General features: G+C 54.1%; 21 protein-coding genes and 1 other RNA gene. 3 read left to right on the top strand and 19 right to left on the bottom strand.

Going from position 1 to position 19,564, the window contains the following annotated elements:
- Positions 1-118: 118 nt before the first annotated feature.
- From BLW97_RS18850 to rpoE, 18 genes are all read right to left on the bottom strand, one after another.
- Positions 119-340 carry a hypothetical protein gene (locus BLW97_RS18850; protein ID WP_084546930.1) on the bottom strand — a complete coding sequence of 74 codons (222 nt, stop codon included), beginning with the start codon at positions 338-340 and terminating at the stop codon, positions 119-121.
- A 183-nt stretch (positions 341-523) separates the two neighbouring features.
- On the bottom strand, positions 524-1,672 hold the full coding sequence (locus BLW97_RS05005; protein WP_075322531.1) for a Fic family protein: 1,149 nt from the start codon (positions 1,670-1,672) through the stop codon (positions 524-526).
- A 148-nt stretch (positions 1,673-1,820) separates the two neighbouring features.
- Positions 1,821-2,184, bottom strand: a transfer-messenger RNA (tmRNA) gene (ssrA, locus tag BLW97_RS05000).
- Positions 2,185-2,312: 128 nt separating this feature from the next.
- Positions 2,313-3,155 (bottom strand): Hsp33 family molecular chaperone HslO, encoded by an 843-nt coding sequence (hslO, locus tag BLW97_RS04995; RefSeq protein WP_075322530.1) that lies wholly within the window; start codon positions 3,153-3,155, stop codon positions 2,313-2,315.
- The gene (locus tag BLW97_RS04990; RefSeq protein WP_075322529.1) at positions 3,148-3,933 is read right to left on the bottom strand and encodes a PP-loop family protein; all 786 of its coding nucleotides are present in this window, start codon (positions 3,931-3,933) and stop codon (positions 3,148-3,150) included. Before BLW97_RS04990 ends, hslO begins: the two co-directional genes overlap by 8 nt.
- Positions 3,930-4,871, bottom strand: coding sequence for a D-glycero-beta-D-manno-heptose-7-phosphate kinase (gene rfaE1 / locus BLW97_RS04985; RefSeq protein WP_075322528.1), 942 nt, complete (start codon positions 4,869-4,871; stop codon positions 3,930-3,932). Before rfaE1 ends, BLW97_RS04990 begins: the two co-directional genes overlap by 4 nt.
- A gap of 1 nt (position 4,872) precedes the next feature.
- Complete coding sequence (locus BLW97_RS04980; protein WP_075322527.1) at positions 4,873-6,195, bottom strand: UDP-glucose dehydrogenase family protein; 1,323 nt, start codon at positions 6,193-6,195, stop codon at positions 4,873-4,875.
- Positions 6,196-6,198: 3 nt separating this feature from the next.
- Entirely contained in the window at positions 6,199-6,588 is a 390-nt protein-coding gene (gene acpS, locus BLW97_RS04975) for a holo-ACP synthase (RefSeq protein WP_031572324.1), read from the bottom strand.
- Positions 6,585-7,310, bottom strand: coding sequence for a pyridoxine 5'-phosphate synthase (pdxJ, locus tag BLW97_RS04970; protein WP_075322526.1), 726 nt, complete (start codon positions 7,308-7,310; stop codon positions 6,585-6,587). The genes acpS and pdxJ overlap by 4 nt, the downstream gene beginning before the upstream one ends.
- Before the next feature lie 19 nt (positions 7,311-7,329).
- Complete coding sequence (recO, locus tag BLW97_RS04965; RefSeq protein WP_075322525.1) at positions 7,330-8,070, bottom strand: DNA repair protein RecO; 741 nt, start codon at positions 8,068-8,070, stop codon at positions 7,330-7,332.
- Positions 8,060-8,974, bottom strand: a complete 915-nt coding sequence (era, locus tag BLW97_RS04960; protein WP_075322524.1) for a GTPase Era — start codon at positions 8,972-8,974, stop codon at positions 8,060-8,062. The genes recO and era overlap by 11 nt, the downstream gene beginning before the upstream one ends.
- Positions 8,967-9,647, bottom strand: coding sequence for a ribonuclease III (gene rnc / locus BLW97_RS04955; RefSeq protein WP_075322523.1), 681 nt, complete (start codon positions 9,645-9,647; stop codon positions 8,967-8,969). Before rnc ends, era begins: the two co-directional genes overlap by 8 nt.
- A gap of 327 nt (positions 9,648-9,974) precedes the next feature.
- On the bottom strand, positions 9,975-10,391 hold the full coding sequence (locus BLW97_RS04950) for a DUF4845 domain-containing protein (RefSeq protein WP_031572325.1): 417 nt from the start codon (positions 10,389-10,391) through the stop codon (positions 9,975-9,977).
- Between the two features lie 85 nt (positions 10,392-10,476).
- Positions 10,477-11,268 carry a signal peptidase I gene (gene lepB, locus BLW97_RS04945; RefSeq protein WP_024893897.1) on the bottom strand — a complete coding sequence of 264 codons (792 nt, stop codon included), beginning with the start codon at positions 11,266-11,268 and terminating at the stop codon, positions 10,477-10,479.
- 19 nt (positions 11,269-11,287) lie between these two features.
- On the bottom strand, positions 11,288-13,090 hold the full coding sequence (gene lepA / locus BLW97_RS04940) for a translation elongation factor 4 (protein WP_031572326.1): 1,803 nt from the start codon (positions 13,088-13,090) through the stop codon (positions 11,288-11,290).
- A 103-nt stretch (positions 13,091-13,193) separates the two neighbouring features.
- The gene (locus BLW97_RS04935) at positions 13,194-14,648 is read right to left on the bottom strand and encodes a DegQ family serine endoprotease (protein WP_050815996.1); all 1,455 of its coding nucleotides are present in this window, start codon (positions 14,646-14,648) and stop codon (positions 13,194-13,196) included.
- Positions 14,649-14,778: 130 nt separating this feature from the next.
- Positions 14,779-15,441, bottom strand: coding sequence for a sigma-E factor negative regulatory protein (locus BLW97_RS04930; RefSeq protein WP_031572328.1), 663 nt, complete (start codon positions 15,439-15,441; stop codon positions 14,779-14,781).
- Complete coding sequence (gene rpoE, locus BLW97_RS04925) at positions 15,438-16,064, bottom strand: RNA polymerase sigma factor RpoE (RefSeq protein ID WP_010636733.1); 627 nt, start codon at positions 16,062-16,064, stop codon at positions 15,438-15,440. The genes BLW97_RS04930 and rpoE overlap by 4 nt, the downstream gene beginning before the upstream one ends.
- A 113-nt stretch (positions 16,065-16,177) precedes the next feature.
- Here rpoE and nadB point away from each other — a divergent pair, with 113 nt between their 5' ends.
- Positions 16,178-17,803, top strand: a complete 1,626-nt coding sequence (gene nadB / locus BLW97_RS04920; RefSeq protein ID WP_075322522.1) for an L-aspartate oxidase — start codon at positions 16,178-16,180, stop codon at positions 17,801-17,803.
- Here the strand turns inward: nadB and BLW97_RS04915 are convergent.
- On the bottom strand, positions 17,718-18,233 hold the full coding sequence (locus BLW97_RS04915) for a hypothetical protein (RefSeq protein WP_077218232.1): 516 nt from the start codon (positions 18,231-18,233) through the stop codon (positions 17,718-17,720). The genes nadB and BLW97_RS04915 overlap by 86 nt on opposite strands.
- Between BLW97_RS04915 and ygfZ the strand changes: the two genes are divergently transcribed.
- Both ygfZ and BLW97_RS04905 read left to right on the top strand, forming a co-directional pair.
- A complete protein-coding gene (gene ygfZ, locus BLW97_RS04910; RefSeq protein ID WP_075322521.1) occupies positions 18,232-19,200 on the top strand; it encodes a CAF17-like 4Fe-4S cluster assembly/insertion protein YgfZ in 969 nt (322 codons plus the stop codon). The genes BLW97_RS04915 and ygfZ overlap by 2 nt on opposite strands.
- A gap of 2 nt (positions 19,201-19,202) precedes the next feature.
- On the top strand, positions 19,203-19,550 hold the full coding sequence (locus BLW97_RS04905; protein ID WP_010636741.1) for a hypothetical protein: 348 nt from the start codon (positions 19,203-19,205) through the stop codon (positions 19,548-19,550).
- Positions 19,551-19,564: the final 14 nt, after the last annotated feature.

Here is a 19,564-nt window from a genome sequence, read left to right as displayed (position 1 = left end):
ATTTCCTGATCGGGAAATTTGGAAGGAGACCAAAATGGAAGTCGTTCACCGCAATCAGAAACAACTGGCCGCGCGTGAGTACGGTCAGGGATATTGATGGTTTTAGAGGCGCTGATAGTCACGTAGCGTGAGGGGCTGGGGGGGGTAAACCCCATACCGGGAGCATCCAGGCTGGACCGCCCAATTGCACTACAACAACCTGCAGGCCGCCCTGCGGGGGCAGGTTGTGACGCTGCCGTCCTACCCGACAATCCGCCGCTATTTTCAGGGGCAGGGCCTGTTCCAGCCAATGTGGAAGTCCGCCCCAGCGAATTTGTAGAGTTAGTGAAGCTGCTGACACCGCTACGCGGTTAGTGGCAGTGGACTCCTCAAACGAGGGGTATATGGCTGAGCCTCATAAACGCAAGTGGCACCTGGAGTAGCCGCACACCCGTTAAAATTGACTTGGCTTGCAGTGGACAGCGCCAGCGTCAACCGAAAACCAAAGGTAGGACGCGGCCAGCTGCGGGCCTGCGGGTGTTTCTCACCGAGAGAGCAGTTCAACGTAGGCCTGGTAGCTGTAACTCCGGTTCTTTTTCTGCCCGGTCATCTCCGTCACGACGCCCAGATCTTCCAGAAGTTTTACGGCCGCCGTTGCTGTGGGAAAGCTGGTGTCCAGCTGCTTTCTGACGCGTTCAATGGTGAAGCGCGGCATCATCGGCAACATCTCGAACAGCCGGTAGCTGGCCGGGCCTGCCTTGGCGGATTGCAGCAAGCGCCTGCGATCTGTAGCCACCAGACTGGCGACCTCGATGATGTTTTTTTCCGCATCGCCAGCGGCTGTAGCGACACCTTCCAGAAAGAAGATCACCCAAGACTCCCAATCCCCATCTGTGCGGATAGCCGATAGGCGACGGTAATACTCCGTCTGGTGTTGCTTTAGGTAGCCGCTGAGGTACATCAAAGGCTCGGACAGCAACCCCCAGTGTTCAAACAGCGCCGCGATCAGGAGGCGGCCAATGCGCCCGTTGCCGTCAAGAAACGGATGGATGGTTTCAAACTGCGCGTGGATGAGCGCCACCTTGACCATCGGTGGCAGGTCCTTCGCTTCGTCATGGATGAAGCGCTCCATGTCGGCCAGCAGGGTTGATATGTGCTCCGGCGGCGGCGGTACGAAAACCGCATTGCTGGGCCGTGTTCCACCAATCCAGTTTTGCGACCGACGCAACTCCCCGGGTTGTTTACCTGCGCCGCGCGCTCCATCCAGCAGGCGTCGATGCGCCTCGCACAACAGCCGTACGCTGATGGGCAGCCCTTTCGGATCGCGCAGTTGCTCCTGTGTCCAGCGGAATGCACGCAGGTAGTTGGTCACTTCTTCCACGTCGTCGGTGTTGCTGACTTTGAAGCCTGCTTCTTCATCGAACAAGTCGGTCAGCGTGGCCTGCGTGCCCTCGATCTGTGACGTAAGCAGGGCTTCTTTGCGGATGGCGCTGTACAGCAACCAATCTGCCGACGGCACCAACCCTGACACACCCGCTAAACGCGCAAGCGCCAGTTCTGCCTGCCGATTGAGATCAGTGAACACCTCGGGCGGCAGGGCTGGCTCAGCTGGCGGCAAGGCGTGGGGCACGAAGGCGAGCACCGACTCGCCCAGTGTCGTGGAAATTGAGTAGGTCCCAGTGATGCGTGTCATTGAAAGCTGTCTTTAGTAGAATCCGATCAAATTAAAGCATTCTTTATTGTGAATGGCAACGATTAAAGATCGCTTTCATAATGTGAAAGAAATGCGGCCAAGATAAAAAAATAAAGCCCCATAATATCAGGGGCTTACTTAACGTCATTGGTGGAGGCGGCGGGAATTGAACCCGCGTCCGCAGTACCTAGACCACCGGATCTACATGCGTAGTTTGTCTATTGGCTTTAACCGCGCCACCCTCCGACAAACAGGATGATGCTACGGCGATTCTGCTTTAGTTTAGGATCGGTTCCACAGACTAGAACAGACCCGATTCCGTGTTTTATGACCCTCCGCGCGTCTTTCGACTCCGGATCCACGAACAAATCCGGGCAGAGGGCTCACTGCTTAAGCAGCGAGGGCGTAATTGCTGTCGTTGGCAATTATGAATCTGCGACCAGTTTTAAGAGCAAACCGCAGCTCTGCATGCACCGAAGGCTTCGCGACCTGCGTCGAAGCCGGTCGCCCCCTACACCCTCTGTTAGACTGGATATGACAGACAAAGTTTCTGTCAGTCAGTCGTCACTGAGGATTGGCAATCATAACGTAGAAGCAGCCAGAGCACCAATCAGGAAATTCTCCTCAGGGGACACAAAAATCAGTGCAGAGGATGTTCCGGCGCAAACATCAAGGCCACGTCTTCTTCACCAAAACGATATACTTCCTGGCAATATTCGCAGGTCACCACTATCTCTCCCTCACTTTGAAGAGTCTCTTCCGCTTCTGTTTGCCCCAACGAAATCAGCATGCGCTCCACTTTTTCGGAGGAACAGGAACAGGAGAAAACCAGGGCTTGTGGCGTATGCAGTCGTACCGCCGAATCGGGGAAGATTTCCGGCAGGAATTGTTCCGGTTTTGCCTGTAGCAGTGACTGATCTGAGCCAATGGCTATGAATTGGGTCGCCAGTTCCCAGTCTTCCGTAGCCAGCACGCCAGGCAGGCGTTGCAGAAAATAGCCGCCCGCCTGCTGCCGTTGGGGATCAGCGACCAGGCGAAAATACGCGGGGGACTGCACTGATTCAGCAAAATAGGCATTAAGGGAAAGGGTGAGACTTTCGCGCAGCTCAACCAGTCCCTGATAACGCTCCCGATCCATGCCCATATCCACGGTAATAGCCAGCAGGGCATCAGGCAAATGTGACAAGTCCACCGAGACGCCCTCCTCCCAATTACCATAGGCACGCATACCTCCGGCAGCCGTCATCTCCGCGACCAGAAGTTTGAGCGGACCTTTGCTTTGCGCCTGAATAATCAGACGTTCATAATTTTTCTGGGTGGTAGCCAGTAAGGCCAGACCAACCAGCGCTTCGCCCAATAATTGAGCCATGTCATCCTGTCCCTTGAAGTCCCGTAATACCCGGGCATAGATCTCGTCAAGGCGGCAGCGCGCGCCGCGTAATGGTAGGGTTTCCCAGTAAAAGACTTGTGAAAAATCAGTCATGCTCATCCTCAAAATGCAAATCTTCCAGGCCCGTTCCCATCAGCGGCTGCAAGGCGCGCTGAAGCTGCTTGAACAAGCGCGGATCATGGGCTTCCTGTTGCGCCAGCAGTTCTTTCATGTGTTGGCGTTCTGTGGGCTTGCCAAAACAGGCCGGACAGTTCTCATAAATGACGGGTAATTTTTGTTCTTCAGCATGCTGGCGCATCTGTCGTTCGCGACAATACACCAGCGGACGAATGACCCGTAAATCCCCCTCCCTGACGCGATAATGAGCTTTCATGGTCCGCATTTCGCCATTATAAAACATGGACATGAAAAAGCTTTCGGCAAAATCATCCAGATGCTGCCCCAAAGCGAGAACATTGTAACCTTCGCGGCGGGCGCAGCGATAAAGGACTCCCCGGCGCATGCGCGCACAAAAGCTGCAGTAAGAGGGACGCAACAGATGCTTTTTGGCCCGCTCGTAAATATCCTGTCGCTCCAGAAAATAAGGAATACCCAGAGATTCCATGTAAGGCAGCAGCACTTGCGGATCATAGTCGGGGCTCATAGGGTCAACGGTCGCCACCCCCAACTCAAAGGTTACCGAAAATTGCCGCTGCATGGCACGGAGCATGTGCAGCAACGTGAGCGAGTCCTTACCTCCCGAAAGCGCCAACAGTATGCGGTCACCGGGCTGGATCATGCGAAAATCAGCCACCGCACGGCCAATGCGCCGCTGCAGCAACTTGGGTACAGGCAGACGTGGCACGACAGAAGAATCGGGGTCTTGCTTCATTCGCCGCCCTGGGCAGCCAGTTCTTCGCAACTGACGACGGCCGCACCCAATTTGCCGACCACAATGCCTGCCGCCCGATTAGCCAGCTCTACCGACTGATCCATGGGCCATCCGGCGGCCAGGGCCGTCGCCAGGGTGGCAATGACCGTATCCCCGGCACCGGTCACATCAAATACTTCACGCGCCCGGGCGGGATGATGATGAATGGCATTTTCGGTGAACAGGGTCATCCCCTCCTCGCCGCGTGTGACCAGGAGCGCTTCCAGCTGCAATTTCTGGCGCCATTCCCGGCCAAGCGCCAGAAATTGTTCTTCACTGGTCCAGGTCCCTGCCACCGCCTGAAATTCATTCAGGTTGGGCGTAATAATGGTTGCTCCGGCATAGGGACGATAATCCCGTCCTTTGGGATCAATCAGCACCGGCAGGCCTACCGCCCGCCCGGACGCAATCAGGGATTCGACCGCCTGCAAGGCTCCTTTTCCATAATCGGAAAGCAGCAAGGCACCCGCACCCGTCAATATTTCATGGGCCGTGGCGCGCATATTTTCCCCATGCTCGGGGCTGGGTTGTGATTCAAAATCCATGCGCAGCAACTGCTGTTGATGGCCAATAACCCGTAATTTCACCGTGGTCGGGTAACTGGCATCAGCGATGAGCCGGGTTTTGACACCAGCCTGCTCAAGAAGGCGGGTCAGCTGAGCCCCCGCAGCATCCTGGCCGACTGGCGCCAGCAAATGCGCCTCGGCCCCCAAGGAAAGCACGTTCAGCGCCACGTTGGCGGCACCTCCCGGTCGCTCTTCTTCACGACGAACCTGTACTACGGGCACCGGCGCTTCCGGCGAAATACGATCGACCTTGCCAAACCAGTAACGATCCAGCATCACGTCGCCAATGATGGCGACCCGGGCCTGAGCGAGATTATCCAGTGCATTCAACATATCAAGGCCGTCCAATGGCAGAATAGACAAAGCCCTCTGCCCGCAGCACCGTCGGTTCATAAATATTGCGGCCGTCGACAATGACCGCCTGACGGAGAAGCCGACGCATTTCAGCAAAATCCGGACTGCGAAACTCCTGCCATTCCGTACAGATAACCAGGGCATCCGCACCCTCGCAGGCCGCATAAGGATCGACGCAAAGGGTCAGCGCTGACTCCCCGGCGTATACCCGCCGAACCTCATCCATTGCTACAGGATCATAGGCCTGCACCGTGCCGCCTCTTTTCATGATACCCGCAATCAGTGCCCGGCTGGGGGCCTCGCGCAAATCATCCGTATTGGGTTTGAAGGCCAATCCCCATATGGCAATTTTTTTTCCTTTCAGGTCTTCGCCGAGGACGGCTACCAGTTTTTTTTCCAGAATGTGTTTCTGGCGATTATTGACGGCTTCTACTGCCGTAAGCAGCGGGGCGTCAAAATCATGTTGCCTGGCGCTGTACTCCAGGGCGCGTACATCCTTGGGAAAACAGGACCCCCCATAACCACAGCCTGGATAAATAAACGAATAACCAATGCGGGGGTCCGCACCAATGCCCCGACGTACCTGCTCAATATCCGCACCTACACATTCGGCCAGTCCTGCCAGTTCGTTCATCAACGAAATTTTGGTGGCCAACATGACATTGGCAGCATATTTGGTCAGTTCGGCGGAAGGTGGGTCCATGATAATGAGACGGTCATGATTACGATTAAAGGGTGCATAAAGAGCGCGCATTTTTTCGGCAGCAACGGGGTCATCGGTACCCACCACAATCCGGTCTGGTTTCATGAAATCCCCTACCGCCGCACCTTCTTTCAAAAACTCTGGGTTGGAGACCACCACGAAGGGGATATCCACCCCGCGCTTTGTCAGGGCGGCCGCAATATGATCCTGTACTTTGCGCGCTGTTCCCACCGGGACCGTGGATTTGTTGATGACAATCACCGGATTCTGAAGATGCTGACCAATTTCACCCGCGACAGCCAGAACATGACGCAGGTCCGCAGAGCCGTCTTCTTCGGGTGGAGTGCCTACCGCAATGAATACAAAATCGCCATGCGCAACACCTGCAGCAATATCCGTTGTGAACTGCAGTCTTCCACTTTTGACCCCATCCTGCACAATGCCCGGCAAGTCGGGTTCGTATATGGGGACTTCAGCCTGACGCAAACGCGCTACCTTATCCGCATCAATATCCACGCAAAGTACCTGATTACCGACCTGGGCAAGGCAGGCTCCAGTGACCAGACCCACATATCCGGTTCCAACAACCGTTACTTTCATGCGTTAAGCTCCTAATTCCAGAATGACCACCGCAGTGGCATAACGCCGTTCATCACTGATGGAAAGCCAGGTACGCACCTCCCTTCCCCATTGCGCCAGCAATTCTCCGGATTTCCCCTGCATCAGCAATTGCGGGCGGCCGGCAGCGTCGTGGGTGACCTGGACGTCCGACCAGCGCATACCTTCACCCAGACCGCTTCCCAGCGCCTTATAGGCCGCTTCCTTCGCGGCAAAACGACGTGCCAGAAAAGCCGCCGCAGCGGCCGCTTCACCAGGCAGATCAGTACGCTCCAGAGGGCCCAGAATGCGTTCATTCAGACGCAGACCATAGCGGGCGTGCAGACGGGCCATACGCTCCACAGCCACAATATCGGTGCCCATTCCGACAATCATCCACGGGCCTCAAGCATCAATCGCTTCATTTCCGTAACAGCAGCCCCAAGACCGCTAAATACTGCATGGGAAACAATGGCATGACCAATATTCAACTCACGAATACCCGGAATGGCAGCAATCGCCTGGACATTATGGTAATCCAGCCCATGCCCGGCATTCACCTGCAGCCCCAGGCTTTCTGCAAAATTGACCGCACTGCCAATCAAACCCAGTTCTTCAAGACGTTTTGCCGTATCGGTCGCATTGGCATAGCGACCAGTGTGCAATTCCACCACCGGGGCACCCGTTTCCGCCGCTGCTTCCAGCTGGAAAGGGTCCGGATCAACAAACAAAGACACTCTCACCCCGGCCTGGGCCAGACGCTGGCAGGCTTCCTTGATGCGTGGCATTTGTCCGGCAACATCCAGTCCGCCTTCGGTCGTCAGTTCGGCGCGCCGTTCCGGCACCAGACAGCAATCACTGGGAGACAGTCGCTCGGCAATGCGCAGTACCCCTTCTTCCACGGCCATTTCCAGATTGAGGCGGGTCTGCAGGATCTGGCTGAGAATCTCGATGTCCCGATCCTGAATATGGCGACGATCTTCGCGCAGGTGCGCAGTAATGGCATCGGCTCCGGCGCGTTCTGCGACAAAAGCCGCTTCGATTGGGTCGGGATATCGGGTACCCCGCGCCTGGCGCAGGGTGGCCACATGATCAATATTAACACCCAAGGCAATCATGGATGATGCTCCTCATGGTTCAGGTTGATGCGCTACGCTTATGGCGTTGCAAGTATGCCGCAAGGAGGCGTCGACTCTCCAGTGCCTTGCTGCCGAGATGGACCTGCAGTTCACGTTCCAGGTAATTTCTCAAGTGCGCATTATAGCCTGAAGCCGGCGCGCTGTTCATCGGGCCAGCAAGCCATTGCAAGGCTTCTGCAGGAATGGTTACAGCCTCTTGTTCTGGTGTATGGCGGGGACAAAATACCCCTGCTTGAGTCAGGTAAGACCATTTGCTGTCGGGTGTCAGGGTGATACCACATTGTCCACAATGGTTCAGATCTGCCGCCCAGCCCAAGGCTTCGAGCAGATGCCGTTCGTAGCGTCGCAGATTCCAGGCGATTGCTGCGACATCTTTCAAGCCCTTGATAGTGGTTTCGTACTGGTCAAAAAACTCGGGAAATGGATCAGCACGCTGGGTGAGGCGCAACAGTAACTCGTTCATATAAAACAAGCTCAGGTTTTGCAAGGTATTCAGGGGATGTACGGCAGCCAGTTCTTCGGCCTGGATCAATAAGGGGAGATCCCCTTTCCCTTGCCAGCGAATCCACAGCGGTCGCCCCGCTTCAATTCTGGCAAGTGGCGAGCGGGGACGTCGTGCGCCCTTGGCCAGCAGCCCCAGACGTCCTTGTTTTCGGCTGAAAAACTCTACCACCAGGCTCGAGTCCCCATAAGCATAGCGGTGCAATACCCAGGCCCGATCACCGGACTCAGTCGTCATACCCCAGCTCACGCAAAATATGGGGATCGTCCGTCCATTGCTCTTTTTGTTTGACCCAAAGGCCCAGCCAGACACGTTCTTCGGTCAACTGCTGCAATGCTTCCCGGGCACGACTACCAATAACTCGCAAGCGACTGCCACCCTCACCAAGAATGATGGCTTTTTGACCTGAGCGCCGACAGTAAATGGTCGCCTCAATACGCTGTTGTCCGTTTTCAACCTGATAACTATCAATGGCAACAGCCGTGTCGTAAGGTAATTCTGCGCCTAACTGCCGGAAAATCTGTTCACGAATAATTTCCGCTGCCATGAAACGCATATTCCGATCCGTGACCTGATCTTCAGGAAACACCGCTTCCGAAAGGGGTAATAACGGAATCAGTACATCAGCCAATCGTTCCACATCCACGGTTTTACGCGCTGACAGAGGAATGACTGCGGCGAAATCAGCGCGTTCGGACAAACTCTGCAAGTAAGGAAACAGACGCTCTTTGGTCTTGATTTTGTCTATTTTATTGACCACAGCCAGTATCGGAATGCCACTACGCTGCAACCAGCGCAGGGCTTCTCCATCATCAGCTGTCCAGGCTAGGGCCTCCACCACCAATATACCCAGATCTGCCGACTCCAGGGCGCCTCGCGTTGCTCTTAGCAGGTGCCTGTTCAGGCTACGGTAACCACTATGAACACCCGGGGTATCCAAAAACAGGGCCTGACCATCAGATCGGGTTAAAATGCCCAGAATCTGATCGCGGGTAGTTTGTGGACGGGGGGCCGTAATACTGATTTTTTGCCCCACCAGATGATTGAGCAGGGTAGACTTCCCCACATTGGGGCGGCCCAGCAGGGCTACATAGCCACTCCGGTAGGTTTCGACGCGGTCCTGATCGGTATTTTCAGCCACGCTGAGTGTTCTGCAGTTGCGCAAGCATCAATGTAGCCGCCTGCTGCTCGGCTTTGCGCCGACTACCATCTTCTGCTTCCGTCGGCTCAATCCCGGGAACGCTACAGCGCGCCACAAACCGCCTTTCGTGGGCCTGTCCCTTTTCTTCAATGAGCGTATAAATCGGCAGGGGTCGTCCTCGACCCTGCAAAAATTCCTGCAAACGGGTTTTGGGATCGCGTAATTCAGCATCACCCAACTGATCGGTAATACGCGGTTCCAGCAACTTGAGGACAATGCCTTCAGCGGCACTGAAGCCTCCATCCAGAAAGGCCGCACCGATGACTGCCTCCAGGGCGTCGGCGCGAATGGAATCGCGCCGCGCGCCACCACTGCGCACTTCGCCCGGACCCAAAATCAGATAATCCGCCAGGGCAATTTCACCGGCAATTTCCGCCAGAGTTTCTTCGCGCACCAGCCGTGCGCGCATACGGGACAAATCCCCTTCGCTCACCTTGGGGAAACGACCAAACAATCGGGCCGCCACCACAAAATTAAGGGCAGCATCACCCAGAAATTCCAGTCGTTCATTATGTGCAGATCCAGCACTACGATGCGTCAATGCCTGGGTGAGCAAACCCATTTCGGCAAAGCGGTATCCCAGCCTTTTTTGCAGTATATCCAGCGAACCCATAACCCCATTCTCAGTTATTTTGAAACAAAAAAAGCGCTATCATACACGGAAAGAACAGGTCGCGAATACTCCAAAAGAAACTACAGAGGCTGGTGATGCGCTGAGCTGATCTTGAATATTCCTGAAAGCGGTCGTGGTCCGGGAGGCTTTGCAGCGACTTTTGTTCTGAGCCGTTGTTGTTCTTGGCGAAATCCAGCGCCCGTCAGGAGAGCTGTTTGAGCCCGTAGGGCGAGTTCTCTCCTGACAGCAGGATGAGCCTTAGAACAACAGGCAAGGAACAATGGAGCAAAAAGTTTCCCGGACCACGACTGCTTTCAGACAAAGGCTTCAGTGACCGCCCTTTGCCTGGAAATGCAGAAGCAGGCTCATATTTCCTGCCAAAGGCACTATTTTGTCATAGGTAACAGTAATCAAAACCGGTCCAGAGCCCGCTTTTTCAATAACAATGTCTTTTTGTGGAATATGGATCATGGCGACACCCAGTCTTCCGTTCAGATTGTAGAGTATTTGTCCGGCGGATTCTTCGGGTCCGGCCTCTTGCGCCTGTTGCTTGACGATGTTTTGTAAGGACCAGTAATCATAGTAGCTGGGCATCACTTTCACGACAAAAGCAATGGCCAGTACCAGCATCAAAATCCAGAAAATCACCCCGATAAGACCGATGCCAGCCTCCGGTGATAGTCGCTCAGCAGTGTTTTGGGGCAGACTGCCGAACTTGCGGACGAATGGATTATAAACTTGCATTGAAGGAATCTCCCGAAATTCTGGATGGACTTATGCCCGCTAGTTAGACGCCAACGATGCTTTATGCAAGTGTATTCAACAAGAATTAATGCTGTCCATCCAGCGAACGGCCAATTTGCTTCCAACGAATAGACCAGTCTTCTGCATCCCAGGAAAACCAGACGAACATGGCTTTACCGACAATATTGCGCTCTGGCACTACACCCCAGAAACGACTGTCATTACTGTTGTCACGGTCATCTCCCATCATGAAATAGGAATGGGGGGGGACTTTATAGGGTCCAAAATCCATCTGGGCTTCCGGCGTATCAAACTCGATAATGTGAAAATGGTGGCCACCCAATTCCTGGGCATATTCCTTGGTGGGAATGACCATGCCCTCGGCACCCTGTCCTTCTGGACGGTAATTAAAATTCCCGATAAATTTTTGCGGAACCAGTTTGCCGTTGATGTAGAGGTCATTACCCTTCACTTCGATTGTATCGCCAGGAAGACCAATCACCCGTTTGATATAATCAATACGGGGATTTTTGGGATAACGAAACACCATGATATCTCCGGCTTCTACCGGGCTGCCCCGGGTTAAGGGGGTATGAATCAGGGGTAGTCGCAAACCCCACTGAAATTTGTTGACCAGAACAAAGTCACCGACCCGAAGGGTTGGAATCATTGAGCCCGATGGGATCTGGAACGGTTCAAACAGAAAGGAACGAATTAAAAAGACAACGAGCAGCACCGGAAAAAAACTGCGCGCATATTCTACAATGAGAGACTCACGGGTTTCCTTGTCGCGCCTGCGCCGCAGAAAAACAATATCTACCAGCCAGATCAGACCAGATAACAGCACCGCCAGAAACAAACCCAAAGTAAAATCCATTGACGTTTTTCCTTCCTTTTTAGCGTTTATCGCTCTTGAGTACCGCCAGAAAAGCTTCTTGCGGAATTTCCACGTGTCCAACCTGTTTCATACGCTTTTTGCCCTCTTTCTGCTTCTCCAGCAATTTTCGTTTGCGGGAAATATCTCCACCATAGCATTTGGCAAGGACGTTTTTACGCATTGCCTTGACGGATTCACGGGCAATAATTCGGGCACCAATCGCCGCTTGTATGGCCACTTCGAACATTTGTCGGGGAATAAGTTCACGTAAACGGGTAACCAGCTCACGCCCGCGACGCTCGGAAACATCGCGATGGACAATCCAGGACAGGGCGTCCAGCTTTTCGCCATTAATCAAAATATCCATTTTAACCAGTGGGCCGCTTTCAAAACGGGCAAACTCGTAATCCATGGAGGCGTAACCGCGACTGACTGATTTCAAACGATCAAAAAAGTCCAGGACCACCTCATTATGGGGCAAGTCATAGCGCAACATCACCTGCCCACCGGTAAATTGCATGTTTTTCTGCTGGCCACGCCGTTCTTCGCACAAGGCAATCACCGGCCCCAGATAGGTTTCCGGTACCAGAATATTGGCGCTGATTACCGGCTCCTGAAAATCGGCGATTTTCTGAACAGGGGGTAATTCTGCGGGATTGGAGATTTTCAGAGTCTGCCCATCGGTGGTAATCACCTGATAAACCACGGTGGGTGCTGTGCTGATGAGTTCGAGCTGATATTCCCGTTCCAGGCGTTCCTGAACAATTTCCATATGGAGTAAGCCGAGAAACCCACAACGGAAGCCAAAGCCCAAAGCCTGCGAAGTTTCGGGTTCAAATTGCAGGGCCGCATCATTCAGACGCAATTTCTGCAAAGCTTCACGAAAATCCTCATAATCGGATGAATCAACTGGATACAAGCCGGTAAACACTTGCGGTTGCACCTCGCGAAATCCCGGCAAGGCCTGAGACGCTGGCCGATCCTGTTCAGTCAGGGTATCGCCTACCCGCGCGCCTTCAATACTTTTGACTCCGGCGATAACAAACCCCACGGCCCCTGTTTCCAGTGCCGGCACGATGAGCGACTTTGGAGTAAAAACCCCTACCTTTTCAACCACATAATTTTTCTGGCCAACCATGGTCACAATCCGCTGACCGGGCCGGATGGATCCGTTCATGACCCGCACCAGCACCACGGTACCCAGATAATTGTCAAACCAGGAGTCGATGATGAGCGCCTGCAAAGGGGCGTTGGCATCGCCTTGAGGAGCCGGAATCCGTTCAACCACTTTTTCGAGGATCTCGCGAATACCGATGCCTTCCTTGGCGCTGGCCTCAATGGCGTCATCAGCGGGGAGTCCGACAATTTCCTCAATTTCCGTACGCACCCGGGCCGGATCTGCCGCTGGAAGATCAATTTTATTGAGCACCGGAACAATTTCGAGATCATGCTCCAAAGCCGTGTAGCAATTAGCCACACTTTGGGCTTCCACCCCCTGGGAGGCATCTACCACCAGCAAAGCCCCTTCACAGGCTGCCAGGGAACGGCTCACTTCATAGGAAAAATCCACATGACCTGGCGTATCAATCAAATTGAACTGATATTCCTGTCCATCTTTGGCCTTGAATTGCAGACGCACACTTTGCGCCTTGATAGTAATGCCCCGTTCTTTTTCAATATCCATGGTATCCAGTACCTGACTGGACATTTCCCGCTCGGTCAGGGCACCGCACAAGCGGATAAACTGATCAGCAAGCGTGGATTTACCGTGGTCCACATGGGCAATGATGGAAAAGTTACGAATATGTTGCTGCTCAGTCATATACCCTTAAATCCCTGACAACCTGACAGGTCTCACTGTCTTGATCGACACCATAACAAAAAGGGCTGGTACATACACCAGCCCCGGACGATTTCTCTATGCTTCAGTGCGGAAGTGAAAGCACTATATAGAAGCTACCGTCACCACGACGCACCAGTACGGGAACTGGCTGCCCGGCAGGCAGAGAAGCTACCAGCTTTTGCAATGTACTGACGTTATTGACGGGCTGTTGCGCCACCTGAAGAATTACGTCTCCCGGGCGAATGCCTGCTTCCGCCGCAACCCCCGGTGCGACGCCCAAAACCAGCACGCCAGTATTGACGTTCAGTTGTTTGCGGGCTTCTGCCGTCAACGGGCCCACTTCAATATGCAGCCGCTTGATTTCACCTTTCTGGGTTTGGGCATCAGGAGCAGCTGTCTTGTCCGCCGCTTTGTCCATATCCCCGGGCAGGCTTTCAACGACAATATTCAGGGTCATGGGCTTACCATCCCGAATAATTCCCAGTTTTGCCTTGTAACCAGCAGGCAGGGCTCCAACCATGGGCGGCAACTGGCCCGAGTTATAGATGGCATGTCCGTCAAAGGAAACAATCACGTCACCGGGCCGCAACCCTGCCTTGGCAGCGGGGCCATCGGGCACTACCTGGGATACCAGGGCCCCTATCGGTTCTTTCATGTGGAAGGATTTAGCGAGATCCATGCTGACATCCTGAATCATTACGCCCAGCCAGCCGAAATGTACCTTCTGATGCAGCTTGAGTTGTTTGACCGCATCCATGGCTACATTGATGGGGATCGAAAAAGATAAACCCATGTAACCGCCACTGTTGGTATAAATCTGGTCATTAATCCCAATGACCTGACCGCGCATGTTAAACAACGGACCACCGGAATTACCCGGATTGATGGGTACATCGGTCTGGATGAAGGGAATATAGGGGTCATCCGGCAATGGCCGGGCAGTAGCACTGACGACTCCCTGAGTCACGCTGTTCTCAAAACCAAAAGGAGAACCTACTGCCAGTACCCACTGCCCTACTTCGAGCTTGCCGGAATCACCAATCTGAACCGTCGGCAGATTATTGGCATCAATTTTAAGCAGGGCCACATCCATACGGGTAGACAAGCCCACCAGATGCGCCTTGTACTGGTGATGATTGGTGAGGCTGACGATGATTTTCTGGGCACCCTTGACCACGTGCGCAGCAGTGACAATGTAACCGTCCGGGCTGACAATAAAGCCGGAACCCAGCGATTGGACCTGATACTTATGACCGGGAGCCGCACCTTCTCCCTGATCACTACCCGGTTGTCCCGGCGCACCGAAAAAAGGGGCAAAAAACTGGTTGAGCGGTGAATTGGGCGGAAATGGCGAACCAGCACTGCGGGCCACCTTGGTTTCCGTGGTACTGATGTTCACAACCGCAGGACCATATTGCTTCACAATAGGCGTAAAGTCAGGAAGCGCAACCATTGACGCCTGCGTTGGGGCCGCAACAGCCGCAACCGGAAGCATTCCACCCACACCCAAAGCCAATCCCACACATAGCGCCACCATTGGGCGCTGTCTAAGCAGCACACGATTATTCAAAGTACACTCCCTCCCAACCACGATTTATCACTTATTCGGATACCCTGCTTATCATCTCGGTATCCGGGCATGTTGGCAACAATTTGACGTCGATATTTTAGGGATAGCCGCCAGCAGGATTATAATTGGAAAAATTGCTGATGCCCGTTGCTGGGCTATACACCGTATTTTGCAGCCCGGCAGCGTTTGGATAATAAACTGATTCTGAAGCCGGCAGATAGTTACTGTGTCCTGGAATCCAGAGCCGCTTGATATCGCGTTGAATCACCAGATCCGGACCCGACGCCTGAACATTGAAATCGGCAACGGGGCGGAGATGAAACACCTCAGGACTACTCTGTGTGCCGCTTAACAATGCCGTTCGCTGATAATGCGCGAGATTTGCATGATCACCTTGACCTTCAGTCAACGTATTGCGTGGTAACAAGCCCACCAAGGTAACCGACACTACCAGCACGGCTGCTACTGAACCGGCTTTCATCCAGAAAGGACTGATGGGACTCCGTGACACTGTGGCACGAGGAGCCAGGATACTGGGCTCCTCGGCTATTTGTGCGGCCACGCGGTCGGCAAATCCGGCAGAAGCCCATTGCGTCCCGGCGCGATCATTTTGCAGCAAAAAAGAAACCCGGTACTGGTTTTCCCAGGCATCACGAAGGCCCTGCTCACCTTGCAATCGGGCAGCCATACGATTCGCCTGCAAGGGACCCATTTCGCCTTCCATGAAGGCCATCAGCTCTTTTTTTGTTTGTTCGTTCATGACTGTTCCTGATCTAACAAAGGTGCCAAAACTTTGGCAATGGCCTCACGAGCCCTGAAAATACGGGACCTCACAGTACCCACCGGACACTCCATAACCTGCGCAATTTCGTCATAACTGAGCCCTTCAAATTCCCTCAGGGTGACTGCTGTTCGCAAATCCTCCGGTAATTCCGACAAAGCACCATCAATATGTTCAGCTAATTCCTTACTGAGCAAAACCCCTTCAGGTGTATCGTACTCTCTTAGTCCATCGGCACCGGCAAATTGTTCCGCATCTTCAGTTTCGGCATCCACAATAGCCACCTGCCGACCCTGGGCGACCAGGTGATTTTTCGCAGTATTGACGGCAATACGATATAACCAGGTATAAAATGCGCTATCCCCGCGAAAATTCTTCAGTGCCCGATAGGCTTTGACGAAGGCTTCCTGGGCCACATCTTCCGCTTCTTCCGGAGTGCGCACAAAACGACCCACCAGGGCGACCACCTTGTGCTGATATTTGCGAACCAGAAGATCAAATGCCCCTTTCTCGCCTTTTTGCACCCGCTGAACGAGGAGCAGGTCACTGGACGCACCACTTTCCAGCGCACCACTTGTGCCGCGTCCACTTGTTTTACTCATTCGGCCTTCCTTTATGGTTCCGGTGCCGTTCTTCACCTTGTTAGCGCGTCATCGTATCATGAGCAGCGCGTTTTCTTGCAACGACTTCATACTAATTTCCTACAGGACGATGAATGCCCGCTTTCGATTTTTTAATTATAGGCTCCGGCGCCGCTGGCTTGAGCACAGCATTGGGGCTTGCCCGCCTGGGTAGCGTAGGTATTCTCAGCAAGGATCTGGCGGCAATTTCGGCCAGCGACTGGGCCCAGGGGGGGATGGCTGCCGTCATGGACTTCAACCAGGACAGCATCACCATGCATGTTGAAGACACCTTGGGTGCCGGTGCGGGTCTCTGTCACCCGGCGGCGGTGTCACGGATTATTCGTGCCGGACCAGCGGCGGCACAACAGCTCATCAACTGGGGTGTGCCATTTGATCAGCAGGCGCATGGTGAATGGCATTTGACTCGCGAAGGGGGGCATAGGGTGCGCCGGGTTCTGCACCGGGCGGATACCACCGGCCATGCCATTGAAAGTACCCTCTTGGCGCAGCTGCGTCAGCATCCTGAAATCAGCCTGATGGAAAATCACTTTGTTACTGATTTATGGCTACAGGACGGATCCTGTCGGGGAGCCTGGGTCCTTGGAAACGGGTCCAGCTTGCCGGAATTATGGACTGCCCGCGCTGTCATACTGACCAGCGGTGGAGCGGGTCAACTTTACCTGCATACCAGTAACCCACTGGTAGCTACAGGGGACGGATTGGCCCTGGCTTACCGGGCCGGGGCTGAAATCGCCAACCTTGAATTTATCCAGTTTCATCCAACCACCCTTTATGATCCGGATAATACGCCCTTTTTACTTTCGGAAGCCTTACGCGGTGAAGGTGCCCTACTCCGTCTTCCCGATGGCCGGACTTTTTTGGAGCAGTACGACCCTCGTGCCGAACTGGCTCCCAGAGATATTGTGGCCCGCGCCATTGATGCCGAAATGAAAAAAAATCAACTTGCCTATGTCACTCTGGACATCAGTGCGCAGCCCAGTGAAAGGATACGTCAACATTTTCCGGCGATATACGCCCATTGTCTTGAACACGGCCACGATTTGACGCGTGAACCCATTCCGGTCGTGCCCGCCGCTCACTACACCTGTGGTGGGATTGTTGTAGATCAGTCAGGACGCAGCACGGTGCCCGGGTTATTTGCTGCCGGTGAAGTCAGCTCCACGGGCCTGCACGGTGCCAACCGCCTGGCCAGCAATTCCCTGCTGGAATGTGTGGTCGGCGCGGCAAGTATTGTCGAAGCTCTGGAAGGTTTGGCGAAACTTCCAGAAAAGCCGGATAGCAACCTGCATGCCTGCCCACCTTCAACGACTCATGACCGTACTATTTACAAGGACCATATCGAGACGCTGCGCCACGACATTCAGAAACTGATGTGGCAAAGCGGCGGCATCATTCGCAACGATCGGGATATGCAACAGGCCATTGAGCGACTGGAAAGCATGCGTACCCGGATTGGCGACGTTGCGGGCGTATCCAGGGCGTATCAGGAGTTGCGCAATATGCGCCAAAACGCGGAAATTCTGCTGCGTTCTGCGTTGTTTCGGCGTGAATCCCGAGGCTGTCACTATAATAGCGATCATCCCGACACCCACAACAATCCCCAGGATATGATCAGCCAGCGCGACCAGGAACAGCCTTACGCTCGGCCCATACCTGCCGCAGATGCAGACGCCACAAGCGCCAGACAGCATCCCTGACCGGGAAAACACCAATCAGCGTGTATTTTTGCTTGTGGATGCCGCGTAGCGTCAGCACGCCCAGCCGGGGGTGCAGGAAGGGCCATGCCCGCAGCTGCACCTGTACCTGTTCGCCATTGCCCAACTGCAGCAGATACTGATTCTCGGGTCCCGACATCAAGGCGATCGGTAGCGCCATCCGCCTTTGTATTGACCAGGGGCAAAACCACAATGTCCAGATAATAACCAGCAATAACAGAGCCATCCCAAAACGGAAATTATCCAGCATGCTCAAAAATGCACAGAGTCCCGCCAAGCAGCAGGACAGACTGTGTAGCAGTGCCTGCTGCTGAACGCTCCCACAGGAAAGGGGAGGAAGTACTTTGTCCCCGGCAGCCATCGCGCTATCATCGGGGCCTGCTTGTAATAGCCATCGGGAGTTTTTATTCATGTCATCAGCCGCCATCCAATTTTCCCTCCTGAGTAGCGAACTGGGGCTTATTCATGCCTGTGGCACGGAGGCCGAAAAATTTCTGCAGGGCCAATTCTCCAATGATCTGCGCAGCCTGACCAGTGCCGGCCAGGGACAGTGGAGCAGTTACAGTACGGCCAAAGGGCGGATGATTGCCAATTTTTACGTGCAACGCGCCGGGGACCATATTTGGTTAAGCCTCTCCAGCAGCCTGGTAGATGTGGTTGCAGAACGCCTGCGCAAATTTCGGATGATGGCCAAGCTGGACATTGAAAATGCCGAACCCGATTACGCAATAATGGCTATTTATGGGGCCGGCACTGGAGACCTTCTGACCAAGGCTTTGGGATGTGCAACGCCTGAACTTGAAAATGAGGGTGCCGCCCGGGATGATTGGCTCCTGACCCGCCTGCCCTGGGCAAATCTGGAAATATTTCAGCTGATCGCCCCACGCGAAAAACTGGCTGATCTGACGCATCTCCTGACCCAATCGGGTGGACAGGAAGCATCTGTTGCACAATGGCGTTTAGCCGCCATCCAGGCGGGAGTGGCTTACATCAGCCTGGATACCACCGAAAAAGTGATCCCTCAAGAACTTAATCTGGAGGTGCTGGGCGGCATCAATTTCAAGAAGGGTTGCTATCCGGGTCAGGAAATTGTTGCGCGTTCTCATTACCTGGGGAAACTTAAAAACCAGATGTATGGAGTCAGTGCCCATCAGCCCTTGCAGGCGGGTGACGAAATATTCGCGGAAAGTATGGGTGAACAAAGCATCGGGCTGGTCATCAATGCCGCAGAATCCGGTTCCGGTCATTATGCGGCACTGGCGGTCCTGCGTGCGGCCAACGCAGGAGAAATGCTCAGAGTCGGAGCCTTGGACGGCGCAGAAGTACATATGCAGAAACTGCCTTATACCCTTCCTCTGGATATGCCCAAAGAGGCCTGAATATGTGGGGGATTGTCGCGGGACTGGTCAGTTATCCGGTATTTTCCTGGTACAGTAAACGCTTTCTGGATGATCAGGGACTAGAATCGGGATTTACGCGTTTGCTGCTGGTATTTCTGGTCGCTACCATTTTGTCATCGGCATTGGGCTATGGGGTATCCTGGCTGACCACGCCTGCTCATACCCGAAGTACCCAGGCCGTTCTGGAAAAAAAGAGTACGGCCATTCTTGGCAAGGAAATCAGTTGCCTGCAGAACCCCAGCAGCTCGGCTTGCCAGTCCGCTGCCCAGCAAGGAAAGGCTCTGGAAAACAAACTACTGGGCAGTCTGAGCGGCGGCAGTCAGCACTAGCGAACCCGGCGGTA

The organism is Acidithiobacillus albertensis (assembly GCF_001931655.1).
Lineage (GTDB): Bacteria > Pseudomonadota > Gammaproteobacteria > Acidithiobacillales > Acidithiobacillaceae > Acidithiobacillus > Acidithiobacillus thiooxidans.
Note: the sequence above shows the minus strand (reverse complement) of the source record. Positions and strands in the feature narration are given on the sequence as shown.

Coding starts and splice junctions, on each gene's coding strand:
- BLW97_RS05005 (WP_075322531.1), bottom strand. CDS start 1,672: ATGACACGCATCACTGGGACCTACTCAATTTCCACGACACTGGGCGAG.
- hslO (WP_075322530.1), bottom strand. CDS start 3,155: ATGACTGATTTTTCACAAGTCTTTTACTGGGAAACCCTACCATTACGC.
- BLW97_RS04990 (WP_075322529.1), bottom strand. CDS start 3,933: ATGAAGCAAGACCCCGATTCTTCTGTCGTGCCACGTCTGCCTGTACCC.
- rfaE1 (WP_075322528.1), bottom strand. CDS start 4,871: ATGTTGAATGCACTGGATAATCTCGCTCAGGCCCGGGTCGCCATCATT.
- BLW97_RS04980 (WP_075322527.1), bottom strand. CDS start 6,195: ATGAAAGTAACGGTTGTTGGAACCGGATATGTGGGTCTGGTCACTGGA.
- acpS (WP_031572324.1), bottom strand. CDS start 6,588: ATGATTGTCGGAATGGGCACCGATATTGTGGCTGTGGAGCGTATGGCC.
- pdxJ (WP_075322526.1), bottom strand. CDS start 7,310: ATGATTGCCTTGGGTGTTAATATTGATCATGTGGCCACCCTGCGCCAG.
- recO (WP_075322525.1), bottom strand. CDS start 8,070: ATGACGACTGAGTCCGGTGATCGGGCCTGGGTATTGCACCGCTATGCT.
- rnc (WP_075322523.1), bottom strand. CDS start 9,647: ATGGGTTCGCTGGATATACTGCAAAAAAGGCTGGGATACCGCTTTGCC.
- BLW97_RS04950 (WP_031572325.1), bottom strand. CDS start 10,391: ATGCAAGTTTATAATCCATTCGTCCGCAAGTTCGGCAGTCTGCCCCAA.
- lepB (WP_024893897.1), bottom strand. CDS start 11,268: ATGGATTTTACTTTGGGTTTGTTTCTGGCGGTGCTGTTATCTGGTCTG.
- lepA (WP_031572326.1), bottom strand. CDS start 13,090: ATGACTGAGCAGCAACATATTCGTAACTTTTCCATCATTGCCCATGTG.
- BLW97_RS04935 (WP_050815996.1), bottom strand. CDS start 14,648: ATGGTGGCGCTATGTGTGGGATTGGCTTTGGGTGTGGGTGGAATGCTT.
- BLW97_RS04930 (WP_031572328.1), bottom strand. CDS start 15,441: ATGAACGAACAAACAAAAAAAGAGCTGATGGCCTTCATGGAAGGCGAA.
- rpoE (WP_010636733.1), bottom strand. CDS start 16,064: ATGAGTAAAACAAGTGGACGCGGCACAAGTGGTGCGCTGGAAAGTGGT.
- nadB (WP_075322522.1), top strand. CDS start 16,178: ATGCCCGCTTTCGATTTTTTAATTATAGGCTCCGGCGCCGCTGGCTTG.
- ygfZ (WP_075322521.1), top strand. CDS start 18,232: ATGTCATCAGCCGCCATCCAATTTTCCCTCCTGAGTAGCGAACTGGGG.
- BLW97_RS04915 (WP_077218232.1), bottom strand. CDS start 18,233: ATGAATAAAAACTCCCGATGGCTATTACAAGCAGGCCCCGATGATAGC.
- BLW97_RS04905 (WP_010636741.1), top strand. CDS start 19,203: ATGTGGGGGATTGTCGCGGGACTGGTCAGTTATCCGGTATTTTCCTGG.